17 protein-coding genes and 1 riboswitch are annotated in these 19,392 nt (G+C 71.1%); of the genes, 8 read left to right on the top strand and 9 right to left on the bottom strand.

Features of this window, described 5'->3' with window-relative positions; all coding sequences use genetic code 11:
• The first annotated feature begins 19 nt into the window (after nucleotides 1–19).
• Nucleotides 20–1,375 carry an HD-GYP domain-containing protein gene (locus tag N7L95_RS14475; protein WP_301255951.1) on the top strand — a complete coding sequence of 452 codons (1,356 nt, stop codon included), beginning with the start codon at nucleotides 20–22 and terminating at the stop codon, nucleotides 1,373–1,375.
• A gap of 61 nt (nucleotides 1,376–1,436) precedes the next feature.
• Here N7L95_RS14475 and N7L95_RS14470 read toward each other — a convergent pair whose 3' ends face one another.
• Together N7L95_RS14470 and N7L95_RS14465 are read right to left on the bottom strand one after the other, a co-directional pair.
• Nucleotides 1,437–3,353: a sensor histidine kinase gene (locus N7L95_RS14470; RefSeq protein WP_301255950.1), complete on the bottom strand. Its 1,917-nt coding sequence runs from the start codon at nucleotides 3,351–3,353 to the stop codon at nucleotides 1,437–1,439.
• Nucleotides 3,319–3,972, bottom strand: a complete 654-nt coding sequence (locus tag N7L95_RS14465) for a response regulator transcription factor (protein WP_301255949.1) — start codon at nucleotides 3,970–3,972, stop codon at nucleotides 3,319–3,321. Before N7L95_RS14465 ends, N7L95_RS14470 begins: the two co-directional genes overlap by 35 nt.
• A 222-nt stretch (nucleotides 3,973–4,194) precedes the next feature.
• Between N7L95_RS14465 and N7L95_RS14460 the strand changes: the two genes are divergently transcribed.
• Nucleotides 4,195–4,695 (top strand): (2Fe-2S)-binding protein, encoded by a 501-nt coding sequence (locus N7L95_RS14460; RefSeq protein ID WP_301255948.1) that lies wholly within the window; start codon nucleotides 4,195–4,197, stop codon nucleotides 4,693–4,695.
• Nucleotides 4,692–6,989, top strand: coding sequence for a xanthine dehydrogenase family protein molybdopterin-binding subunit (locus N7L95_RS14455; protein WP_301255947.1), 2,298 nt, complete (start codon nucleotides 4,692–4,694; stop codon nucleotides 6,987–6,989). Before N7L95_RS14460 ends, N7L95_RS14455 begins: the two co-directional genes overlap by 4 nt.
• Nucleotides 6,990–7,021: 32 nt before the next feature.
• Here N7L95_RS14455 and pyrF read toward each other — a convergent pair whose 3' ends face one another.
• On the bottom strand, nucleotides 7,022–7,867 hold the full coding sequence (gene pyrF, locus N7L95_RS14450) for an orotidine-5'-phosphate decarboxylase (RefSeq protein WP_301255946.1): 846 nt from the start codon (nucleotides 7,865–7,867) through the stop codon (nucleotides 7,022–7,024).
• Between the two features lie 80 nt (nucleotides 7,868–7,947).
• Between pyrF and N7L95_RS14445 the strand changes: the two genes are divergently transcribed.
• A complete protein-coding gene (locus N7L95_RS14445; protein WP_301255945.1) occupies nucleotides 7,948–8,439 on the top strand; it encodes a FadR/GntR family transcriptional regulator in 492 nt (163 codons plus the stop codon).
• A gap of 39 nt (nucleotides 8,440–8,478) precedes the next feature.
• On the opposite strand, the gene purB is transcribed toward N7L95_RS14445, so the two are convergent.
• The 3 genes from purB to N7L95_RS14430 form a co-directional block, all read right to left on the bottom strand.
• Nucleotides 8,479–9,852 carry an adenylosuccinate lyase gene (purB, locus tag N7L95_RS14440; RefSeq protein WP_301255944.1) on the bottom strand — a complete coding sequence of 458 codons (1,374 nt, stop codon included), beginning with the start codon at nucleotides 9,850–9,852 and terminating at the stop codon, nucleotides 8,479–8,481.
• Between the two features lie 84 nt (nucleotides 9,853–9,936).
• Entirely contained in the window at nucleotides 9,937–10,971 is a 1,035-nt protein-coding gene (locus N7L95_RS14435; protein WP_301255943.1) for a M48 family metallopeptidase, read from the bottom strand.
• Between the two features lie 9 nt (nucleotides 10,972–10,980).
• A complete protein-coding gene (locus N7L95_RS14430; protein ID WP_301255942.1) occupies nucleotides 10,981–12,297 on the bottom strand; it encodes a YjgN family protein in 1,317 nt (438 codons plus the stop codon).
• A gap of 157 nt (nucleotides 12,298–12,454) precedes the next feature.
• Here N7L95_RS14430 and N7L95_RS14425 point away from each other — a divergent pair, with 157 nt between their 5' ends.
• The gene (locus N7L95_RS14425; RefSeq protein WP_301255941.1) at nucleotides 12,455–13,078 is read left to right on the top strand and encodes a glutathione S-transferase N-terminal domain-containing protein; all 624 of its coding nucleotides are present in this window, start codon (nucleotides 12,455–12,457) and stop codon (nucleotides 13,076–13,078) included.
• 157 nt (nucleotides 13,079–13,235) lie between these two features.
• Here the strand turns inward: N7L95_RS14425 and N7L95_RS14420 are convergent, their stop codons facing one another.
• Nucleotides 13,236–15,131, bottom strand: coding sequence for a sensor histidine kinase (locus tag N7L95_RS14420; protein ID WP_301255940.1), 1,896 nt, complete (start codon nucleotides 15,129–15,131; stop codon nucleotides 13,236–13,238).
• Nucleotide 15,132: 1 nt separating this feature from the next.
• The gene (locus N7L95_RS14415) at nucleotides 15,133–15,759 is read right to left on the bottom strand and encodes a response regulator (RefSeq protein ID WP_301255939.1); all 627 of its coding nucleotides are present in this window, start codon (nucleotides 15,757–15,759) and stop codon (nucleotides 15,133–15,135) included.
• 194 nt (nucleotides 15,760–15,953) lie between these two features.
• Here N7L95_RS14415 and N7L95_RS14410 point away from each other — a divergent pair, with 194 nt between their 5' ends.
• The 3 genes from N7L95_RS14410 to metW all read left to right on the top strand — a co-directional run bounded on the left by N7L95_RS14410 (nucleotide 15,954) and on the right by metW (nucleotide 18,637).
• Nucleotides 15,954–16,700: a YecA/YgfB family protein gene (locus N7L95_RS14410; protein WP_301255938.1), complete on the top strand. Its 747-nt coding sequence runs from the start codon at nucleotides 15,954–15,956 to the stop codon at nucleotides 16,698–16,700.
• 63 nt (nucleotides 16,701–16,763) lie between these two features.
• A riboswitch (SAM riboswitch) is annotated at nucleotides 16,764–16,839 on the top strand.
• Nucleotides 16,840–16,884: 45 nt separating this feature from the next.
• Entirely contained in the window at nucleotides 16,885–18,018 is a 1,134-nt protein-coding gene (gene metX, locus N7L95_RS14405; RefSeq protein ID WP_301255937.1) for a homoserine O-succinyltransferase MetX, read from the top strand.
• A gap of 34 nt (nucleotides 18,019–18,052) precedes the next feature.
• On the top strand, nucleotides 18,053–18,637 hold the full coding sequence (metW, locus tag N7L95_RS14400; RefSeq protein ID WP_301255936.1) for a methionine biosynthesis protein MetW: 585 nt from the start codon (nucleotides 18,053–18,055) through the stop codon (nucleotides 18,635–18,637).
• 10 nt (nucleotides 18,638–18,647) lie between these two features.
• On the opposite strand, the gene N7L95_RS14395 is transcribed toward metW, so the two are convergent.
• The gene (locus N7L95_RS14395) at nucleotides 18,648–19,253 is read right to left on the bottom strand and encodes a hypothetical protein (RefSeq protein ID WP_301255935.1); all 606 of its coding nucleotides are present in this window, start codon (nucleotides 19,251–19,253) and stop codon (nucleotides 18,648–18,650) included.
• Nucleotides 19,254–19,392: the final 139 nt, after the last annotated feature.

Below are 19,392 nucleotides of genomic sequence, written 5' to 3'. Positions count from 1 at the left end.
GCCGTGGCGCGGCCGGGCCTTGCCTCACCGCACGTCAGCGCCCGTCGGCCGCGGGCTGCGCGGGTGCGCACCAGCCAGCGAGGGGTACACCCTGCCAACGTCCGCCGCGGTCAACGAGCACTACCTTGACCATGTGGTGGCCTTGTCGGAATCGAGCGATATCGAGGCCAGCGAGGACATCGTCTCCAGCAACGGCACCAAGCTGCTCGGCAAGGGCGCCCGCATCGACGCCCGGGTGCGTGAGCGCCAGCTGGCGCACAAGCTGAAGCAGCCGCTGGAAAGCCAGCTGCGTGTGGTCGGCGGCGTTGCCACCCGCGACATCGACGGCATCGCCGGGCGGCTGCTCGAGCGCCATCCGCTGCTGTTGCGTTTCTGCGGCAGTGCGGCGGCGCGGCAGCTGGGCGTGGCCATGCGCCACCTGCGCCTGTCGCCCCAGGTGGAGTCGCTGCTGACCGTCTACGCTGCGCAGTCGCCCGCGAAGCTCGACCATGCGGTGGGGGTGGCCCTGCTCGGCGCGACCTTGTGGATGGACCTGCCGGCGGCCGGCATCGGGCTCGACGCCCTGCTGATCGCGGGCCTGAGGCACGACGTCGGCGAGCTCTACCTCGACCCGGCGCTGCTGAGCCCGCGGGCCGGGCTGTCGGCGGAGCAATGGAAGCACATCGCCACCCATCCCATCGTCGGCGCCCATGTGCTCAGGGAACTGCCGGGCGCCGGGCCGAAGGTGGCACAGGCGGTGCTGTACCACCATCAAAAACTGGACGGCTTCGGCTATCCGCAAGGCGTGCAGGGCGAGGCGTTTCCGCTGGCCGGGCAGCTGGTGGCGGCCTCCGAGATGCTGATGGGCCTGGTGGGCGGCGACGGCGCCCATGCCGACCGCGCCGCGGTGGCGGTGAAGCTGGTGCCCGGCGAGTTCGCGCCGGCCCTGCGCGACCGCGTCACGGCGGCCGCCCGCGAGTCGCGCGCCGAGGGGGCCGGCGCGCCGGCACCGAGGGCCGACCTGGCCCAGCTGATCCTGCGCCTGCAGACGGTTGCCGGGGCGCTGGAGGACTTCCGCCGGGCGCGCGAGCGGCTGTTGCCCGAGCTGCCGCACTCCGGCCCCGGCATGCGGAAGCTGGCCGAAGCGCGCCATGGAGCGCAGCCAGCGCATCAGCGCGGCCTTCACCAGCGCCGGGCTCGACGCCACGCCGGCCGAGCACCTGCCCGAGCTGCTGGAGGCGATGGACGAGGCCGCCCAGGACGAGATCACGGCGGTGCTGGGCGAGATCGAATGGCGGCTGCGCGAGACCCAGCGCGCGGTCGTCGCCCGGGCCGAGCAGTTCTCGGCCACCGACGGGCAGGCGGTGCGCACCTTCGTCGACATCGCAGGCAGTGACCTGTCGGCCGCCCCGCCATGAGGCGGCCGCGTGATGCCGCGGTGGCGCAGCCCGCCGGGCTCAGTCGCGCAGCACCGGCAGCCGCAGCGTCACGCGGGTGCAGCCGGGCTGCGAGCTGAAGTCGACGTCGCCCCCCAGCCCCTGGGCCCGCTTGCGCAGGTTGCGCAGGCCGCGACCGCCTTCGCGGCCGGTGATCATGGTGGCCACGTCGAAGCCGTTGCCGTCATCGGTCACCACCACCTCGACATGCTCGCCAGCCTTGCACAGCGCAATGCGCACGGTGCGGGCCCGGGCATGCTTGAGGATGTTGGTCAGGGCCTCCTGCACGATGCGCAGCACCTGCAGTGCGGCGGTCGGGTCCAGCCAGGGCAGCGGCGGCAGGTCGTCGACCTGCCATTCCAGCTGCAGCCCGGCTGCCTCCAGCCGCTTGCCGAGGCGGTAGCGCAGGGTGGCCAGCAGCGTCACCAGGTCGTGGCCGATGGGCTCCAGCGAATCGATCACCAGCCGCAGGTCGTCGACGCATTCGCGCAGCACCTGGGCCACCGACGGCAAATCCAGCTTGCCCTGCTCCACCAGCACCAGCGAGGACATGAGGGCCGAGCCCATGCCGTCGTGCATGTCGCGCATCAGGCGCTGGCGCTCCAGCAGCAGGGCCTGCTCGCGCTCCACCGCGCGCAGCCGGCGGTGGTTGTCCTCCAGCTCCGCGGTGCGCTCGGCCAGGCGCTGTTCCAGCGAGGCGTTGATCTGCTCCACCTCGGCGATGGCACCGCTGTAGCGGCGCAGCACCGCATACAGGAAGGCGCCGAACACCAGCAGCGTGGCGTAGGGCAGCAGGTAGGCGCTCTCCGGCGTGATGTGCTGGCTCAGCAGCAGGATGTCGTGCACGCCCAGCGCAATGCAGATCCACAGTGCCGCCGTCAACACCCTCAGCTCGTGGCTGCCGTGGCGCACTGCCACCCAGGTGATGAAGGCCGTCACGAAGATCGAGACCGCCGCGTTCAGGGTGTGCTGCAACACCAGGGCATCGCCCGGTACCAGCGGCAGCGTCAGCAGCCCGGTCAGCACCGTGACGCCGGTCAGCAGCGCCTCCACGCCGCGATAGCGGCGGTGGTGGAAGCGGAAGGCAAACAGGTAGGTCAGCACCATCACCCAGCCCATCGAGGCATGGGTGGCCCACCAGAACCAGTCGTGCAGCACGCCGGGTGGCGGCAGGTCGATGTGGTAGTGCAGGTTGCGCAGCCACCAGGCGGCCGAGGCCAGCGCAAACAGCAGGTAGGCCGATTCGCTGCGCCGGCGCCACCAGAAGCCGAAGGAGAACACGCCGAGCACCAGGATGGTCAGCGTGGTCACCTGCGGGCCGGTGATGTGCAGCAACAGGCGGCGGTCGGCCATGGCGCGGATCTCGTCGGCCGGGCCCACCCAGAGGGTCGACAGCGCGTGCGTCATGCCGGCACGCACCGGCACGCCGACGACCACGTCCACCACCACGTCGATGCCCGGGCTGGTGAAGACCGCGTCGTGGGGAATGGGCACGAACAGCGGGCGGTTCCACTGCGAGGTCCACTGGCGTCGGTTGGCCAGCAGCAGCCGGCCGTTGACATGCACTTCCACCGGCCCGCCCAGCACCCGGGCGCCATAGACGGCCAGCGGCGGCGAGGCGCCGCTGGGCGGCAGCACATAGCGCAGGTGGTACCAGTGCATGGCCCAGGGCTGGTCCTGCAGGCCGGGCGTGACCGGCCCGCGTGGCGTCGCCAGCGGCAGGGCCACCTGGCTCCAGCCGGGCTCGGAGAGGTCGGGCCGCAGCACGCCGGGCTCGGGCAGGCTGGGGCCGATGGGCACCACCTGGCGCTCGGCCGACGTGAAATGCTGCACCGCCACCTCGCCGCCCGGCACGGCGGCCCAGGCGGGAAGGAGCACACTCAGCAGCAGGCCGGCCAGCAGACTAGTCGCGCAACAGGCCCAGCTTGCGAGCTTCATACACCGCTTCGGACTTCGAATTCACCTGCAGCTTGCGGTAGCTGCGCTTCACATAGGTCATCACCGTGTGCTTGGAGACGCTCATCATTTGGGCAATCTCTTCATAGGTGAAGCCTTTGGTGGCCAGGGTCAGCACCGCCAGCTCGCGCTCGGACAGCACCGGCGCGCCCTCGGCCGGCGGTGCCTGGCTGGCCGCCGGCGCCAGCCGCGTCAGCAGCTGCCGCGCGATCACCGGGCTGATGGGGCTGCCGCCGGCATGCAGGGTGCGGATCTGCTCCGCAATGTCCTCCGGCAGGGTGTCCTTCAGCAGGTAGCCGGTGGCACCGGCCTCCAGCGAGCCGACCACGTGGTGCTCGTCGCCGAACACCGTCACCACCATCACGTCGCATTCCGGCAGCTGCGCCGCGCAGTAGCGGATCAGCTCGATGCCGCCGATGTCCGGCAGCCCCAGGTCGACCAGCAGCACGTCCGGGCGGGTGGTTTTCAGCAAGGCCAGGCCGGCGCTGCCGTCGGCGGCCGCCCCGGCCAGCTTCAGGTCGGGGGCCGACTCGATCGCCTGCGCGAAGGCCTGACGGAACTTGGGATCGTCCTCGACGACCGCCACGGAGAGTTGCCACATGCCCGGCAGTGTAGGCGCAGGCCGGGCGCCGCCGGTCCCTTGTTGAAGGGACAATGCCGGCCGCCGCGGCGCGCCCCGCGGACAAGCAAGCACTGACTGGCGAAAATGTCCAGGCCCGGCCGTGGCGGATGGCGCACGCGTGGCGCCGGCATCACACCGCAGCCGCCGGCCTGAGGCGACAATCGATCGCCACCCTTGGCGGACCTGGGGAGAGACTCTGGAATGGAACTCGACATCAACGGCCGGCGACATGAACTGCGGGACGACACGGTCGACCCCGCGATGCCCCTGCTGTGGGTGTTGCGCGACGTGCTGCAGATGACCGGCACCAAGTTCGGCTGCGGCGTCGCCGCCTGCGGCGCCTGCACGGTGCGGCTCGACGGCGAGGCGGTGCGCAGCTGCATGACGCCGCTGTCCGCGGTGGCCGGGCGGCAGGTCCAGACCATCGAAGGGCTGGCCCAGGACGGCCGCCTGCATGCCCTGCAGCGGGCCTGGATCGAGCACCAGGTGCCGCAATGCGGCTACTGCCAGTCCGGCATGCTGATGGCCGCCGCGGCGCTGCTGCAGCAGCAGCCCGACCCGAGCGACGCACAGATCGACGCGGCCATCACCAACCTCTGCCGCTGTGGCACCTACCCCCGGGTGCGCCAGGCGATCCACGCGGCCGCACGCGAGCTGAACGGCACGCACCGGCGGCCCGGCCTGGCCGCGAGGTCCGAATGAAGCGGCGCAGCTTCCTGCTCAGTGCCACCGCGGCCGGTGGCGCGCTGGTGGTCGGCTGGGGCCTGCTGCCGCCGCGCAGCCGTGCCGGCGACCGCCACACGCTGCCGGTGGAGCAGGGCCAGGTGGGACTCAACGGCTGGATCAAGGTGGCGCGTGACGGCCAGGTCATCCTCGCCATGCACCGCAGCGAGATGGGGCAGGGCGTGCACACCGCGCTGCCGATGCTGGTGGCCGAGGAGCTCGACATCTCGCTGGGCAAGGTGCGGCTCGAACAGGCCGGCTTCGATTCGATCTACGGCAATGTGGCGATGTTCGTCGAGAGCCTGCCGTTCCATCCCTCCGACAAGGGCGAGGACGGGCACCGCAGCGGCCTGGTCGTGACCGGCGAGTGGCTGGTCGCCAAGCTGGCGCGCGAGCTGGGCGTGAGCGCCACCGGCGGCTCCACCAGCGTGGCCGATGCCTGGGACGTGCTGCGCCTGGCGGCCGCCACCGCGCGGGCCCAGCTGCTGGGGGCGGCCTCGCTGCTGTGGCGGGTGCCAGTGGCGGAGCTGCGGGTGGTCGACGGCGTGGTCAGCCATGCCTCCGGCGACAGCGCGCACTTCGGCCAGCTGGTGGCGCCCGCCGCCGCCCTGTCGGTGTCCGAGGTGAGGCTGAAGCCGCCCAAGACCTGGAAGCTGATCGGCCGGCGGGCGCCTCGCCTCGATGTGCCGGCCAAGGTGGACGGCAGCGCGGTGTTCGGCATCGACGTGCGCCTGCCGGACCTGCTGTACGCGGCGGTGCGCATGTGCCCGATGCTGGGCGGAGCGTATGGTTTCGTCGATGTGGATGCCGCCTTGCGCCGGCCCGGCATCGAGCGGGTGGTGCGGCTGGGGCCGCTGGCCGGCTCGACGGCCGGCGTCGCGGTGGTGGGCCGGAGCTACTGGCATGCCCAGCAGGCGGCGCTGGCCATGCGCATCGACTGGCAGGCGCCGCCACACGATCCGCAACGCGGCCGGCTCGACAGCCGCCAGATCGAGCGCGAGCTGGAAGCCGAGGCCCGCCGTGCACTGCGCGAGCGCGCCGGGTTTGCTTTCTACGAACTCGGCGATCCGGCGCAGGCCGACGCCGGTGCCGCCCGCCATGTCGAGCAGGTGTACCGGGCCCCCTACCTGGCGCATGCCACGATGGAGCCGATCAACTGCACGGCGCAGGTGCGCGGCGGCAAGGTGGAGGTGTGGGTCTCCACCCAGGTGCCCACGCTGGCCCGCGACGTGGCAGCCCGGGTGGCAGGCGTCGATGCCGACGCGGTGACCGTGCATGTGCGGCTGCTGGGCGGTGGCTTCGGCCGCCGGCTCGACGTCGACTACGTGGCGCAGGCGGTGCGGGTGGCGATGGAGCTGGGGGGCCGCCCGGTGCAGCTGGTGTGGTCGCGCGAGGAGGACCTGCGGCACGACTTCTACCGCCCGGCGGCGGTGGCCGTGATGCGCGCCGCACTCGATGCGGGCGGCCTGCCGCTGTCGCTGCAGATCGCCAGCGCCGGCGACGCCATCACGCCGCGCTGGATCGAACGTGGCCTGCCGGCGCTGGCCGGCCCGCTCGACGCGCCGGACAAGACCACCGCCGAGGGGCTGTTCGACCTGCCCTACGGCGTGCCACACCAGCGCATGGCCCATGCGGCCACGCACAGTGGTGTGCCGGTGGGCTACTGGCGCTCGGTCGGCCATTCGCACAATGCCTTCTTCAGCGAGGCCTTCATCGACGAGCTGGCGCATGCCGCAGGGCAGGACCCGGTGGCCTTCCGCCTGGCGCTGCTGGCGCAGCGGCCGCGCCACCAGGCGGTGCTGCGGCTGGCCGCCGAGAAGGCCGGCTGGAGCCAGCCCGCGGCGCCCGGGCGCGGCCGCGGCGTGGCGCTGCACGAGAGCTTCGGCTCCATCGTCGCGCAGGTGGTCGAGGCGTCGCTGGAGCAGGGGCGCATCCGCGTGCACCGCGTCATCTGCGCGATGGACTGCGGCACTGTGGTCAACCCGAACATCGTCGCGCAGCAGATGGAAAGCGCCGTGATCTTCGGCCTAAGCGCCGCGCTGTACGGCCGCATCGACATCGAGCAGGGCGCGGTGAAGCAACAGAACTTCCCCGACTACCGGCTGCTGGGCCTGGCCGAGACGCCGGTGATCGAGACCCACCTGGTGCGCAGCAGCCGTGCGCCCTCGGGCGTGGGCGAGCCCGGCACGCCGCCGGTGGCGCCGGCGCTGGCGGGCGCGCTGTTCGCCCTCACCGGTGAGCGGCGGCGCAGCCTGCCCTTGCAGCCGGCCTAGCGCGGCGGCGCTGCGCTCAGGCGGCGCTGCGCTCAGGCGGCGCTGCGCGCGGCGTTCAGCTCGTCGCGGGCCTGCAGCGCGGCTTGCCGGGCGGCCTGCGCAAAGTCCTCGCCACTGCTGGCGTAGAGGATGGCGCGGGAGGAATTGACCACCACCAGGCCGGTGATGCGGCCGTCCTGCTCGCGGTAGCCGGCCTTCACGGTGGCCCGGGCGTCGCCGCCCTGCGCGCCGACGCCCGGAATCAGCAGCGGCAGCGTCGGTGCCAGCTCACGCACGCGGGCGATTTCTGCGGGGAAGGTGGCGCCCACCACCAGGCCCAGCTGCCCGTTGGTGTTCCAGTCGCCCTGCGCCAGCCGTGCCAGGTGCTCGAAGAGCCGCGGCTGGCCCTCGGCATCGGCCAGGCGCTGGTTCTGCAGGTCCGAGCCGCCCGGGTTCGAGGTGCGGCACAGCAGGATGGCGCCCTTGTCCGCATAGCGAAGATAGGGTTCGACCGAATCGAAGCCCATGAAGGGCGACAGGGTGACCGCGTCCGCACCGTAGCGCACGTAAGCCTCGCGGGCGTACTGCTCGGCGGTGGAGCCGATGTCGCCGCGCTTGGCGTCGAGGATCACCGGCACCTGCGGCGCCACCGCGCGGATGTGCGCCACCAGCCGCTCCAGCTGCGCCTCGGCACTGTGCGCGGCGAAGTAGGCGATCTGCGGCTTGAAGGCGATGGCCAGGTCGTGGGTGGCATCGACGATGGCGGCGCAGAATTCGAAGATGCGGCTGGCATCGCCCTTCCAGGCGCCCGGCAGGCGGGCCGGATCGGGGTCGAGGCCCACGCACAGCAGGGAGTGGTTGGCGCGCTCGGCACGCAGCAGCTGGTCGATGAAGTTCATGCCGGCATTTTAGGGAGGAGCCGCGGGCTGCCGTCCTATGATGGCGCCTCCTTGCTGATTCCTCTCCCGGGGTGTGTCCCATGTCCGCATCGCCTGCCGTCCGCCATTTGCCGGTCGACTTGCCGGAGCCCGCGCAAGCGCCAGGTCGCGCCGCGCTGCGCGAGCACCTCGAGGTGCGCGCCATGCTGGAGGTGGAGTCGGCCCGCCTGGCGGCCGAGCGCCGCACGCCGGAAGACCTGCAGGCCCTGCGGGCCGCGCTGTCGCTGCGGGGGGCACAGGTGAACAAGCGCCGCCGCAGCGTGTTCGTGGAGCACGACCTTGCCTTCCACCGAGCGGTGGTCGACGCGGCCCACAACCCGGCCCTGACCAAGCTGTACGCCTTCTTCGAGCGCGCGGTGCGCTCCACGGTGCGCGCCACGCTGGAGGTCGAAGGCCTGCCGGAGCCCGACTACGAGGCCCACCTGCGGGTCTTCGACGCCATCGAGCGGCGCCAGCCGCAGGCCGCGGTCGAGGCGGCCCGGGCGCTGCTGCAGCCGGTGCTGGATGCGCTGGACGCGCCCGGGCCGGCCTGAGGCAGACCGGCCTCGGCCGCGTGCCCAGGCCGGTGGTGCTCAGCGGCCGATGCGGCGCGCCAGCTCGGCCGCCTGGCCGGTGTAGTTGCCGGGGGTCAGGGCCAGGAGGCGCTGCTTTTCCTCGGCCGGTACTTCGAGCGTCTCGATGAAGGCCTGGATCGCCTCGCGCGTGATGGCCTTGCCCCGCGTCAGCTCCTTCAGGCGCTCATAGGGGTTGGGCAGGGCATAGCGCCGCATCACGGTCTGGATCGGCTCGGCGAGCACTTCCCAGGCGGCGTCCAGGTCGGCCGCCAGCGCCTCGCGGTTGACCTCCAGCTTGTCCAGCCCGCGCAGCAGCGAGTCGTAGCCCAGCAGTGCATAGCCCAGCGCCACGCCCATGTTGCGCAGCACGGTGGAGTCGGTCAGGTCGCGCTGCCAGCGCGAGATCGGCAGCTTCTGGCTCAGGTGGGTCAGCACCGCGCTGGCCAGGCCGAAGTTGCCCTCGGCGTTCTCGAAGTCGATCGGGTTGACCTTGTGCGGCATCGTCGAGGAGCCGATCTCGCCCGCCTTGGTGCGCTGCTTGAAGTAGCCCAGGCTGATGTAGCCCCAGACGTCGCGCGACCAGTCCACCAGGATGGTGTTGGCGCGGGTCACCGCGTCGAACAGCTCGGCCATGTAGTCGTGCGGCTCGATCTGGATGGTGTAGGCGTTGAAGGTCAGGCCCAGCTGCCCTTCGACGACACGGCGGGAGAAGGCCTCCCAGTCGCAGTCCGGGTAGGCGGCCAGGTGGGCGTTGTAGTTGCCCACCGCGCCGTTCATCTTGGCCAGCAGCCGGACGCCGGCGATGCGCTCGCGCGCGGTGGCCAGGCGGGCCACGACGTTGGCGATCTCCTTGCCGACGGTGGTCGGGCTGGCGGTCTGGCCGTGCGTGCGGCTGAGCATCGGCAGGTCGGCCAGCTCGTGCGCCATGGCGGTCATCTTGGCGACGATCTTGTCGAGCGTCGGCAGCAGGACCTCTTCGCGCGCGGCCTTCAGCATCAGCGCATGCGAGGTGTTGTTGATGTCCTCGCTGGTGCAGGCGAAGTGGACGAACTCACCGGCCTGCTGCAGCTCGCTGTCGCCCTCGAACTGCGACTTGATCCAGTACTCGACCGCCTTGACGTCGTGGTTGGTGGTCTTCTCGATGTCCTTGATGGCCTGCGCGTCGGCAGCGGCAAAGCGCTGCACCAGCGCCCGCAGGCGGGTGCGGGCCGGTTCGGACAGCGGCTTGAACTCGGCGAAGCCGGCATCGGACAGGGCAATGAACCACTCGACCTCGACCTGCACCCGGCGGTGCATCAGGCCGAATTCACTGAGCAGCGGGCGCAGTGCGGCGACCTTGGAAGCGTAGCGCCCATCGAGCGGCGACAAAGCGGTGAGGGGGGAGTGGTCCATGGTGAGTCTCGGCAGGCCGGGGGCCCGGTGCGGCAAAGGCAGAAGGAGCGCCATTTTAGGCGCCCGGCCACGGCGCGCGCCGCTTCAGCGCCGGGCGGCCGCGGCGTTGCGGAAGGCCTGCACCCGCTCGGAGTCGGCCGGATGGCTGCTGATCGAGATGCCCAGGGGCGACTCGTTGCGCTGGCCGTTCTCGGCGAGCTTGTCGAAAAAGCGCACCATTGCCAACGGCGAGATGCCGGCGGCCTGCAGGATGCGGATGGACGCCTGGTCGGCCTCCCGCTCCGCGTCGCGCGAGTAGCCGGCCTGGCCCAGCAGCACCGGCGCCGTCGCCAGCCAGCCGCTGAAGTCGCCGAAGGCCACGCTCGCCGCCACGCCCAGCAGCGTGGTTTGCACCAGCGCGCGCAGGCCGTGGCGGTGCTCGACATGGCCCAGCTCATGGGCGAGCACGCCCACGATCACCTCGGCATCCCCGCCCACCATCTGCACCAGCTCGTCGGTCACCACCATGGTGCCGCCGGGCAGCGCCAGCGCGTTGGGCCCGATCCGGCTCTTGTGGAAATGCAGCTGCCAGGCCGGCGCCTTGCCGCCCGGGTAGGCTTTCTGCACCGCTTGCTGGAAGGCCTGGCGCAAGCGCTGTTGCTGCTCGGCCGGCAGTTCGCTGGGGGCCAGCCAGCTCTCGCGCATCGAGTCGTAGGCGGCCAGGCCGAGCGACTGCTCGGCATGCGGCGGCACCAGTTGCACCGCCCCGCGCGCGATCCACGGCAGGCCCCACTGGTACAGCACCGCACCGAGCAGCAGCAGCCCTGCCAGGCAGGCCAGCGCCCAGGCCCAGCTGCGCTGCGCACGCGAGACCAGCGGCTCGCGGCGTCCACCGGCTTGCGCCCAGGCGTCCCAGGCATCGGGATCGGCCCCGTAGAGCGCGGCGCCGTCGGGCAGGTGGGCGACGCGCTTGGCACGGCGGCTGCGCTCCGGCCAGCGCACCTCGTGCACCGGCACCGAACGCGCCACGCCGGCGCCGTGCAGGTAGAGCGTGTGGTCGGTCAGCCGGGCGGTGACGCGCTGGGCGCGGCCGGAGCGGCCGTCGTAGTAATCGAGCGCAATGGCGCAGACGCTGCTCATCGGATGCCGTCAGAGGCCGAGCTCGAAGCCCATCAGCTCGTCGCCCATGTCGGCGGCGGCGTCGCCGGCATGCGGGCGCAGGGCCTGATAGAGGTCGTCCAGCTCGATGCGTGACACCAGCGTCACCGCCTCCAGCCGCATGCGCTGGCTGGCCACGGCCGCGAAGGGCCAGTACAGCCCCAGGGTGAGGGCCACCAGCAGGTAGTTCTTCAGCTGCAGCCAGAGGTAGGGCCGCAGGCGCAGCTCGCTGCGAAAGCGCAGGTAGCGGTTGCCGGTCTTGGTCCACAGCAGGTTCTGCATGCGCGACTGGAAGTAGGGCAGCACCACGGTGTAGAAGAACAGCCCGCTGCCGAAGTACACCAGGACGAACACCACGCCCACCGTCGCCGCCGAGACGCGGTTGCCACCCAGCAGTTGCCAGGCCACGAAGGTCAATGCGCCGGCCGCCAGCAGGGGGGCCATCAGCAGCGCGTAGGTGCGGAGAAACACGCCGTAGACCGCGCCGGGCCCCAGGCGCAGCTCGGTCTGCAGCTGGGCCAGGCGGTAATGGTCGTGCTGGTATTTTTTGAGCCGCCAGTAGACATACGGCCCGGCCACCAACAGCAAACCGAACAGGGTCAGGGCGGCGATGCCGAAGGCGCCTGGCGAGAGATCGAAGCCCAGCAGGCGGCCGGCTTCATCGTCGTACTGGCCGATCACGGCCAGTCCCAGCAGGCCGACCAGCAGCGGCGCCGCCAGCGCCTGGTAGGCCTGCCGCGCGGTGCCGGGAAAGGCAAAACGCAGGCCGCGCCAGCTGGTATTGGCCAGGCGGAACTGCAGCGACGCGCTGAGCAGGGCCGGCATCAGCACGGCCACGATGGTCGCTGCCGCCAGGGCCGCCAGGCCCGACATCTCCATCGCCTGGCTGTAGACCGCCCACAGCACCGCCACCAGGAAGCCGCCGCGCAGCATCTTGCGCGGGTCGCCGTGGAAGTCCAGGCTCTGGCCGGCCACTTCGGTGTGACCGTAGAAATACTGCAGCTTGCGAACCTTCGCCCAGGGGTAATAGATGCCGAGAGTCAGCAAAGTGAGCAGCAGGTTCACGATCCAGAGCCGGAAGTACTCGGCGCCCGAGCCGGTGAATTCGACCGGGATGTGGTGCGCCTGCCGGGGATGCAACAACCGGGAAAACACGCTGTTGCGCGGCGGGTCGGCGTCGATCGAGCTGACCATGCCGGTGATGCCGCCGCTGTCGACCACGCCGCCGCTCCAGGCGCGCGGCAGCGCACGCGCCGACGAGCCGGCAGGAAGTGTCCCGGGGGCGTAGACCGAGGATGTTGTGTTCATTGTGCGACGGCCGTGCAGAAGCGGGCTCTCCGAGGGCCTGCTTTTTGCAGGCACTGTAGCACCGCCTTTCGCTGCCCAGGGGAATGTGTCGCGGCGCCGACACCCCCCATTGCGGGGACTCACCCTAGAATCGGCGACACACCATCGCAGTCACATCATGAAATTGATCGGATCGCTGACCAGCCCCTACGTGCGCAAGGTGCGCATCGTGATGGCGGAGAAGAAGCTCGACTACAAGCTGGAACTCGAGGATGTGTGGGCCGCCGGCACCGCCATCAGCGAGTCGAACCCCCTCGGAAAAGTGCCCTGCCTGGTGATGGAAGGCGGCGAGGCGGTGTTCGATTCGCGGGTCATCGTGGAGTACCTCGACACGCTGTCCCCGGTCGGCCGCATGATTCCGGCCACCGGCCGCGAACGGGTCGAGGTGCGCACCTGGGAGGCGCTGGCCGATGGCCTGCTCGACGCCAGCATCCTGGCTCGCCTGGAGCAGACCTGGCCCGGCCGCACCGACCTGCAGCGCTGCCCGGCCTGGGTGGACCGCCAGATGCAGAAGGTGCATGCCAGCACCAAGGCCATGAGCCAGGGGCTGGGTGACCGCAACTGGTGCGCTGGCATCCATTTCACGCTGGCCGACGTGGCGGTTGGCTGCGCCCTCGGGTATCTCGACTTCCGCTTCCCGCAGATCGACTGGCGGCACGACTATCCCAACCTGGGTCGCCTCTACGACAAGCTCTCGCTGCGCCAGAGTTTCATCGACACGGTGCCGCCGCAGCCCAACTGAGCGGGCCACGCAGGCCGATGACCACGCCGCCTGCGGGCGGCGTTTTTCATGCCCACCCCACGGCCGCTGCTGAGCGGTTTCGGGCCGGCCACGCCCGCGGGCCGCCCGTGTCGGTGGCCCGCGCCAGGGTGCGGGTGGCCAATGGGCCGCGGCTGGCTCAGGCGCCGCCCGGTGTGCTCGGCGCCGCGCGTGGCGGCAATTTCAAGCACACCGACCAGCCTTCCGGATGCGGGCCCATCTCCAGCTCGGCGCCCAGGCCGTCGGCGCGCTTGCGCATGTTGCTGAGCCCGCGCTTGCCGCTCGGCATGCCGGCCGGCGCGCAAGCGTTCGGCGTGGAGCGCTGCAGCCGCCCGTTGTCCAGCACGCTCAAGGCCAGCCGGCCTTGCTGCTCGCGCAGCGTCAGGTGCACCACGCTCGCCTGGGCATGCTTGATGATGTTGGTGAAGGCCTCGCGCACGATGCGCAGCACCTGCAGCGTCTCGCCGGGGGCCAGCTCGGTGTTCATGGCCGCGTCGTCCACCGTCCAGACCAGCCGGATGCCGGCGGCCCGCAGCGAGGGTTCGATGCGAAAGCGCATTTCGGCCAGCGCTTCGCCCAGCGTGCGGCGCTCCGCCTCCAGCGAATCGAGCGACAGGCGCAGCTCGGTCAGGCAGTCGTCCAGCGCCAGGCGCAGCTCCTGCAGCGCCGGTGCCGTGGCGTTGGCATCGGCTTGCGGCTGGCTCAGCTGGTGGGCCAGCGCGATCGCGCCCACCAGGCGGCCGCCCAGGCCGTCGTGCATCTCGCGCAGGATGCGGTCGCGCTCGGCACTGGCGGCCTGCTGGCGCTCGATCTCGCGGCGGGTGTCGAACAGCTGCTCCAGCTCGCGCTGCTTGTTGTCCAGCGTGTCCTGCAGGTTGCGGTTCAGGTCGCGCAGCCGCAGCAGTGTGCTGGCGTAGTCCTCCACCAGGCGCCAGCCCATCACGAACAGCAGCAGCACGATGGCGTAGCGGGCCCAGGTGTAGGCGTCGTAGTCGTGCAGCAGGCGAAACGCCACCCAGTCGCGCGCGCCGAAGGCGACGCCGGCCAGCGCGCTCAGGCACAGCAGCGCGCCGGTGCGCGAGCGCTCCTGCACCGAGTAGTGCGCCAGGTAGATCGCCATGCCGGTGGTCACCAGCAGCGTCAGCAGGAGCTGCAGGGTGCGCAGCAGTGGCAGGTTGACCAGCGCGTTGATGCAGCACAACAGCACCGAGCAGGCCATGTAGAAGCCGAGCAGCCGGCGGCCGACGCGGTGGTCGCGCTGCACCATGGCCAGCAGGAACATCGCGATCGTCGCGACGAACAGGCTGTACGACAGCTCGAAGGCCAGCTGCAGGGGCCAGGCCCATTCGCCCGGATGGTGCAGGCTCAAGGCGCCAATGCGCCAGGCCCACACCAGGTTGGCGGCGGCGAACCAGCCATACATCGACTGGCGGGTACGCCAGGCCACCAGCAGGCCGAGCACGCCCAGGGTGCTGCTGGCGCTCATCAGCAGCCAGCTGCCGCGCACCTGCACGTTCATCGCATGCTCATAGAGCGGCTCCAGCTCGCGGTCGTGGCCGACCCAGACGCTCGACAGGCCGGCCTCGCGGCGCGGCTGGCCGATGACGTCGATCACCAGGCGGTTGCCGCTGGGCCGGACCAGGGCCTTGGGCAGGCCGACGAACTGCGGCTCCTGCCCGTAGTTGGACAAGGGCCGGCGGTCGTCGCCCACGTCCAGCACCGACTGGCCGTTGAGGTAGACGCGAAAGACATTGCCGACCCGCCGCATGAACAGCGCCGGCCGCTCCACCTGCAGTGCCGCGTCCGGCACGTCGAGCCGGTAGCTGACCCGGCCGTCGCGCTCCGGCGCGGTGTGCTCCCAGGCGTCGGGCAGCTGCACCTCGCGTTCGACGGTGGCTGGCTGGCCATGCTCGGTGAGCCAGGCGCGCTGCACGCGCACGGCACCCGCCGCCTCGGCCGGTGCGCTCCAGGCGGTGCATCCGGCGAGCAGGCACAACAGCGGCGCCAGCAGTCGCAGCAGCGCCAGGGCGGCCATCTCAGCCAGGGAGGGTGGCCGCCGCCGGGCGGTGGAGCTGGCGCAGCTTGGCGTAGATGCCGCGCACCTGCCGGCCGACGCCCTGCGCAGTCATCGCCAGGCGCTCGGCGACTTCTTCGCTGACATAGCCCTGCGCGACCAGCTTGAGCACCGCCTGCTCGGAAGGCGACAGCTCGCTGCCGCGCTCGGCCTGGTCCTCGGCCACCGCCGCGAAGCGCTTGAGCAGGTGCCGGGCAATGGCCGGCGCGATCGGCGATTCGCCCTGCGAGGCGCCGTGGATGGCCTGGATCAGTTCCAGGTCGGGGCAGCCCTTCAGGAAATAGCCATCGGCACCGGCCTCGATCGCGTGGATCACCCGGTTCTCGTCGCCGAACACCGAATACACCAGCATGTGCGGCTGCCAGGTCGATGCCGGGCCGCCCAGTTCGCGGATCAGCTCCGTGCCGTCGCCGTCGGGCAAACCGAGGTCGGACAGCAGCACCTGCGGCCGGCATTGCGGCAGTTCGCTGCGGGCCTGCGCCAGCCGGTCGGCATGGCCCAGGCAGCGCATGCCCTCCGCGCGGCCCAGCGCGTCGAGCACATGGCGGGCGAGCAGGGGATCGTCTTCGACGAGGTAGACGGTCAGCACGGGAGTGGCAGGTAGAAGGGTTGTGGGGTGAAAGTCATCCTAAAGGACCGGGTCATGGGACGCATCCCCACGGATGGGGGCGTGGCCATTCTTGCCATGCAGCGGCGATCGTGCCCGCCGGCCTCTCCACCACCACCCTCGCTGCGGGGTCGCGCGCGGCTGCGACAATCCAGGATTGCACGCTGGATGCCGAGATGAAAAACGCCACCCCCGCCCTGACTGACGACGACCTTGACCAACTCGACGCACTGCTGACCGAGATCAGCGCCCGCAGCGAGACGGTGCCCGACCTGGAACAACTCGACGGCTTCCTGGCCGCCCTGGCCTGCGGCCCCCGGCAGCTGCCGCTGGCCGAGGCGCTTGCCGCGCTGGGCGAGCCACTGCCGTTTGCCGACGACGCCCAGGCGGCGCAGGTGATGTCACTCATCGAGCGGCGCTGGCAGGCGGTGCTGCAGTCCATCGACGCGCCGGTGCAGCGCCTCGACGACGACCGCGCGCTGCAGCCCTTGCTGACCGACTGGGACGCGGTGATCGAGCACACGCCCGAGGAGGAGCGGGCCGCCTTCGGTGACGTGCCGGCGCTGGGCGCCGTCTGGGCCAGCGGCTTCCTGCAGGCGGTCGATGCGTTCGAGGACGACTGGCTGCTGCCGGTGGACGACCCGGGCAACGAATTCGTCGACGGCTGCCTGCAGACCTTCGAGGTGCTGGCCAGCGACGAGGACGAGCTGGCGCCCGAGCAGCGCGAGATGAGCCGTGACGAGCGGCTGGCCGATGCGCTGTGGTCGGTCTACGACCTGCGTGACTTCTGGCGCGAGCGGGCCTCGCGGCGGCCGGTGAAGCAGGTGCGCAAGCAGGCCGAGCCCGGCCGCAACGATCCCTGCCCGTGCGGCAGCGGCAAGAAGTACAAGAAATGCCACGGCGACGGCACGCCCACCGCCTGAGCTGCCGCCCCGCTGCTGCCCCCTCCTGCGGCGCTGCCCCACACGGCGCGGCGTCCCGCTATACTGGCCGCCGGCGCTGATTTGTTCCGGCTTGCGGGCGCCTTATAAATGCAGCTAAAGGGGGCGGTCGAAAAACCCGGTCTCACCTCTAGCGTGATGCCGGGTTTTTTGTTGTCTAAGGCTCATGGGATCGCTCGGTCACGTCACTCCCGCGTCGATGTCCTTCGACGCCCCCCTGCCGCTGCGCAGCGGCGCCCAGTTGTCCAACTACACCCTGGTCTACGAGACCTACGGCCGCCTCAACGCGGACAAGAGCAACGCGGTGCTGGTGTGCCATGCGCTCAATGCCTCGCACCATGTGGCGGGCACCTACGAAGGCCAGCCGCGCAGCGAAGGCTGGTGGGACAACCTGGTCGGCCCCGGCAAGCCGCTGGACACCGACCGGTTCTTCGTCATCGGCATCAACAACCCCGGCTCCTGCTTCGGCTCGACCGGCCCCACCCATCCAAACCCGGCCACCGACCGCCCCTGGGGCGCCGACTTTCCGGTGGTGACGGTGGAGGACTGGGTGCAGGCGCAGGCCCGGCTGCTGCAGGCGCTGGGCATCACGCAGCTGGCGGCGGTGCTGGGCGGCAGCCTCGGCGGCATGCAGGCGCTGAGCTGGGCGCTGCAGTTTCCGCAGCGGCTGCGGCACTGCGTGGCCATCGCGACCGCGCCCAACCTGTCGGCGCAGAACATCGCCTTCAACGAAGTGGCCCGGCGCGCCATCGTCACCGACCCCGACTTCCACGGTGGGCATTACTACGCCCACGGCGTGGTGCCCAAGCGGGGCCTGCGGGTGGCGCGCATGATCGGCCACATCACCTACCTCAGCGACGACGTGATGGAGGCCAAGTTCGGCCGCGAGCTGCGGGCCGCCGAGCTGGGCTACAGCACGCAGGAGATCGAGTTCCAGATCGAGAGCTACCTGCGGCACCAGGGTGACAAGTTCAGCGAGTACTTCGACGCCAACACCTACTTGCTGATCACCCGGGCGCTCGACTATTTCGATCCCGCCCGCGAGCACGGCGGCGACCTGGCGCGCGCGATGGCGGCGGCCACCGCCAAGTTCCTGCTGGTCAGCTTCACGACCGACTGGCGTTTCTCGCCGGCCCGCTCGCGCGAGATCGTCAAGGCGCTGCTCGACAACCGGCGCGACGTCAGCTACGCCGAGATCGACGCGCCGCACGGCCACGATGCCTTCCTGCTGGACGACCCGCGCTACCACGGGGTGCTGAAGGCGTATTTCGACCGCATCGGCCAGGAGGTGGGCGTATGAAGGCAAGGACGCTGCCGCGCACGGGAGGACGGCCATGAGCGAGCGCAAGGACCTGGAACTGATCGCGAGCCTGGTGCCGCCCGGCTCGCGGGTGCTCGACCTGGGCTGCGGTCGCGGCGAGCTGCTGGCCCACCTGCGCGAACACCGGCAGTGCACCGGCTACGGCATCGAGATCGACGATGCCAAGGTGCTGGCCTGCACCCAGCGCGGCGTCAACGTCATCCAGCTCAACCTGGAGGAAGGCCTGGCCATCTTCGAGGACCAGAGCTTCGACGTGGTGCTGCAGCTCGACACCCTGCAGCACCTGCGCAATACCGAGTCGATGCTGCGCGAGACGGCTCGGGTCGGCCGCATCGGCATCGTGAGCTTTCCGAATTTCGCCCACTGGCCGAACCGCTTGCGCGTGCTGTCGGGCCGCATGCCGGTGACCCGGGCACTGCCTTACGAGTGGTACAACACGCCGAACATCCGGGTCGGCACGTATGCCGACTTCGAGGTGCTGGCGCGCAAGAACGGGCTGCAGGTGCTGGACGGCTTCGGCATTCGCCAGGGCCGGCCGGTGCGCTTTCGCCCCAACCTGTTGTCCAGCGTGGCGGTGTTCAAGTTCGCGCGGGGTTGACGCGAAACGGTCAGAACCGGGCCCGCCAATAGGCACCGATGCCGTGGCGGCGCAGCCGCAGCGACAGGCTGGAGTGCTCGTCGAATTTCAGCCGCAGGCCGCCACGCGCGAGGGCCCAGCGCGCCGCCGGCGAGGGCGACCATTCGAGGTTGACGCCGTCGCGCCAACCCTGCGGCTCCGCCTGGCCGGGCAGTGCCCGGGCCGACAAGGGGCCCTGCCATCCAAAGCCAGGCGCGAGCTGCCAGTGCCCGCCGCGCAGCATGCCGGGCAGCAGGGAGCCGCTGCCACCCAGCACCGTCAGCCGGGGGCTGGCCAGCGGCCCGTGGATCGGCGCGGCAGCGACCGCCTCGGGTGGGCCGGGCACGGACTCGAGCGCGGCGGCGGCCACCTCGGCCGGTGCGGCTGCCGGGTCGTCAGACGGCATGCCGGGCTGGGCCAGCGCCAAGGTTTCGCCATCGAGCGTGGCAGCCGGCGCAGGTGCCGATAGCGCCGCAGCGGCGGGCGCCACGCTGGCCTCGCCGGCCAGTGCGGCGCCGCTCGCCAGCGCGCCGGCGCACAACAGGCCGCACCAGCGCCGCCAGCCCGGGTGGCGCCGGGCGGGCAGGCAGGGGGACATGGACCGCTCGTCCTGGCAAGCGGTCGTCAAAGAAGGCAGTCGGTGCGGCATGACAGACCTCCACTCAAGGGGCGGCCGCGCTGCGGATGTGGCGGCCGGGCGCTGTGAGCGTCGCCGCCGGCGGGTGCGGCGTCTGTCG

This window comes from Eleftheria terrae (genome assembly GCF_030419005.1).
GTDB lineage: Bacteria > Pseudomonadota > Gammaproteobacteria > Burkholderiales > Burkholderiaceae_C > Caldimonas > Caldimonas terrae.
Note: the sequence above shows the minus strand (reverse complement) of the source record. Positions and strands in the feature narration are given on the sequence as shown.

Coding starts and splice junctions, on each gene's coding strand:
- metW (WP_301255936.1), top strand. CDS start 18,053: ATGAGCGAGCGCAAGGACCTGGAACTGATCGCGAGCCTGGTGCCGCCC.
- N7L95_RS14470 (WP_301255950.1), bottom strand. CDS start 3,353: ATGAAGCTCGCAAGCTGGGCCTGTTGCGCGACTAGTCTGCTGGCCGGC.
- N7L95_RS14465 (WP_301255949.1), bottom strand. CDS start 3,972: ATGTGGCAACTCTCCGTGGCGGTCGTCGAGGACGATCCCAAGTTCCGT.
- purB (WP_301255944.1), bottom strand. CDS start 9,852: ATGGACCACTCCCCCCTCACCGCTTTGTCGCCGCTCGATGGGCGCTAC.
- N7L95_RS14420 (WP_301255940.1), bottom strand. CDS start 15,131: ATGGCCGCCCTGGCGCTGCTGCGACTGCTGGCGCCGCTGTTGTGCCTG.
- N7L95_RS14435 (WP_301255943.1), bottom strand. CDS start 10,971: ATGAGCAGCGTCTGCGCCATTGCGCTCGATTACTACGACGGCCGCTCC.
- N7L95_RS14425 (WP_301255941.1), top strand. CDS start 12,455: ATGAAATTGATCGGATCGCTGACCAGCCCCTACGTGCGCAAGGTGCGC.
- metX (WP_301255937.1), top strand. CDS start 16,885: ATGGGATCGCTCGGTCACGTCACTCCCGCGTCGATGTCCTTCGACGCC.
- N7L95_RS14410 (WP_301255938.1), top strand. CDS start 15,954: ATGAAAAACGCCACCCCCGCCCTGACTGACGACGACCTTGACCAACTC.
- N7L95_RS14445 (WP_301255945.1), top strand. CDS start 7,948: ATGTCCGCATCGCCTGCCGTCCGCCATTTGCCGGTCGACTTGCCGGAG.
- N7L95_RS14455 (WP_301255947.1), top strand. CDS start 4,692: ATGAAGCGGCGCAGCTTCCTGCTCAGTGCCACCGCGGCCGGTGGCGCG.
- pyrF (WP_301255946.1), bottom strand. CDS start 7,867: ATGAACTTCATCGACCAGCTGCTGCGTGCCGAGCGCGCCAACCACTCC.
- N7L95_RS14430 (WP_301255942.1), bottom strand. CDS start 12,297: ATGAACACAACATCCTCGGTCTACGCCCCCGGGACACTTCCTGCCGGC.
- N7L95_RS14395 (WP_301255935.1), bottom strand. CDS start 19,253: ATGTCCCCCTGCCTGCCCGCCCGGCGCCACCCGGGCTGGCGGCGCTGG.
- N7L95_RS14460 (WP_301255948.1), top strand. CDS start 4,195: ATGGAACTCGACATCAACGGCCGGCGACATGAACTGCGGGACGACACG.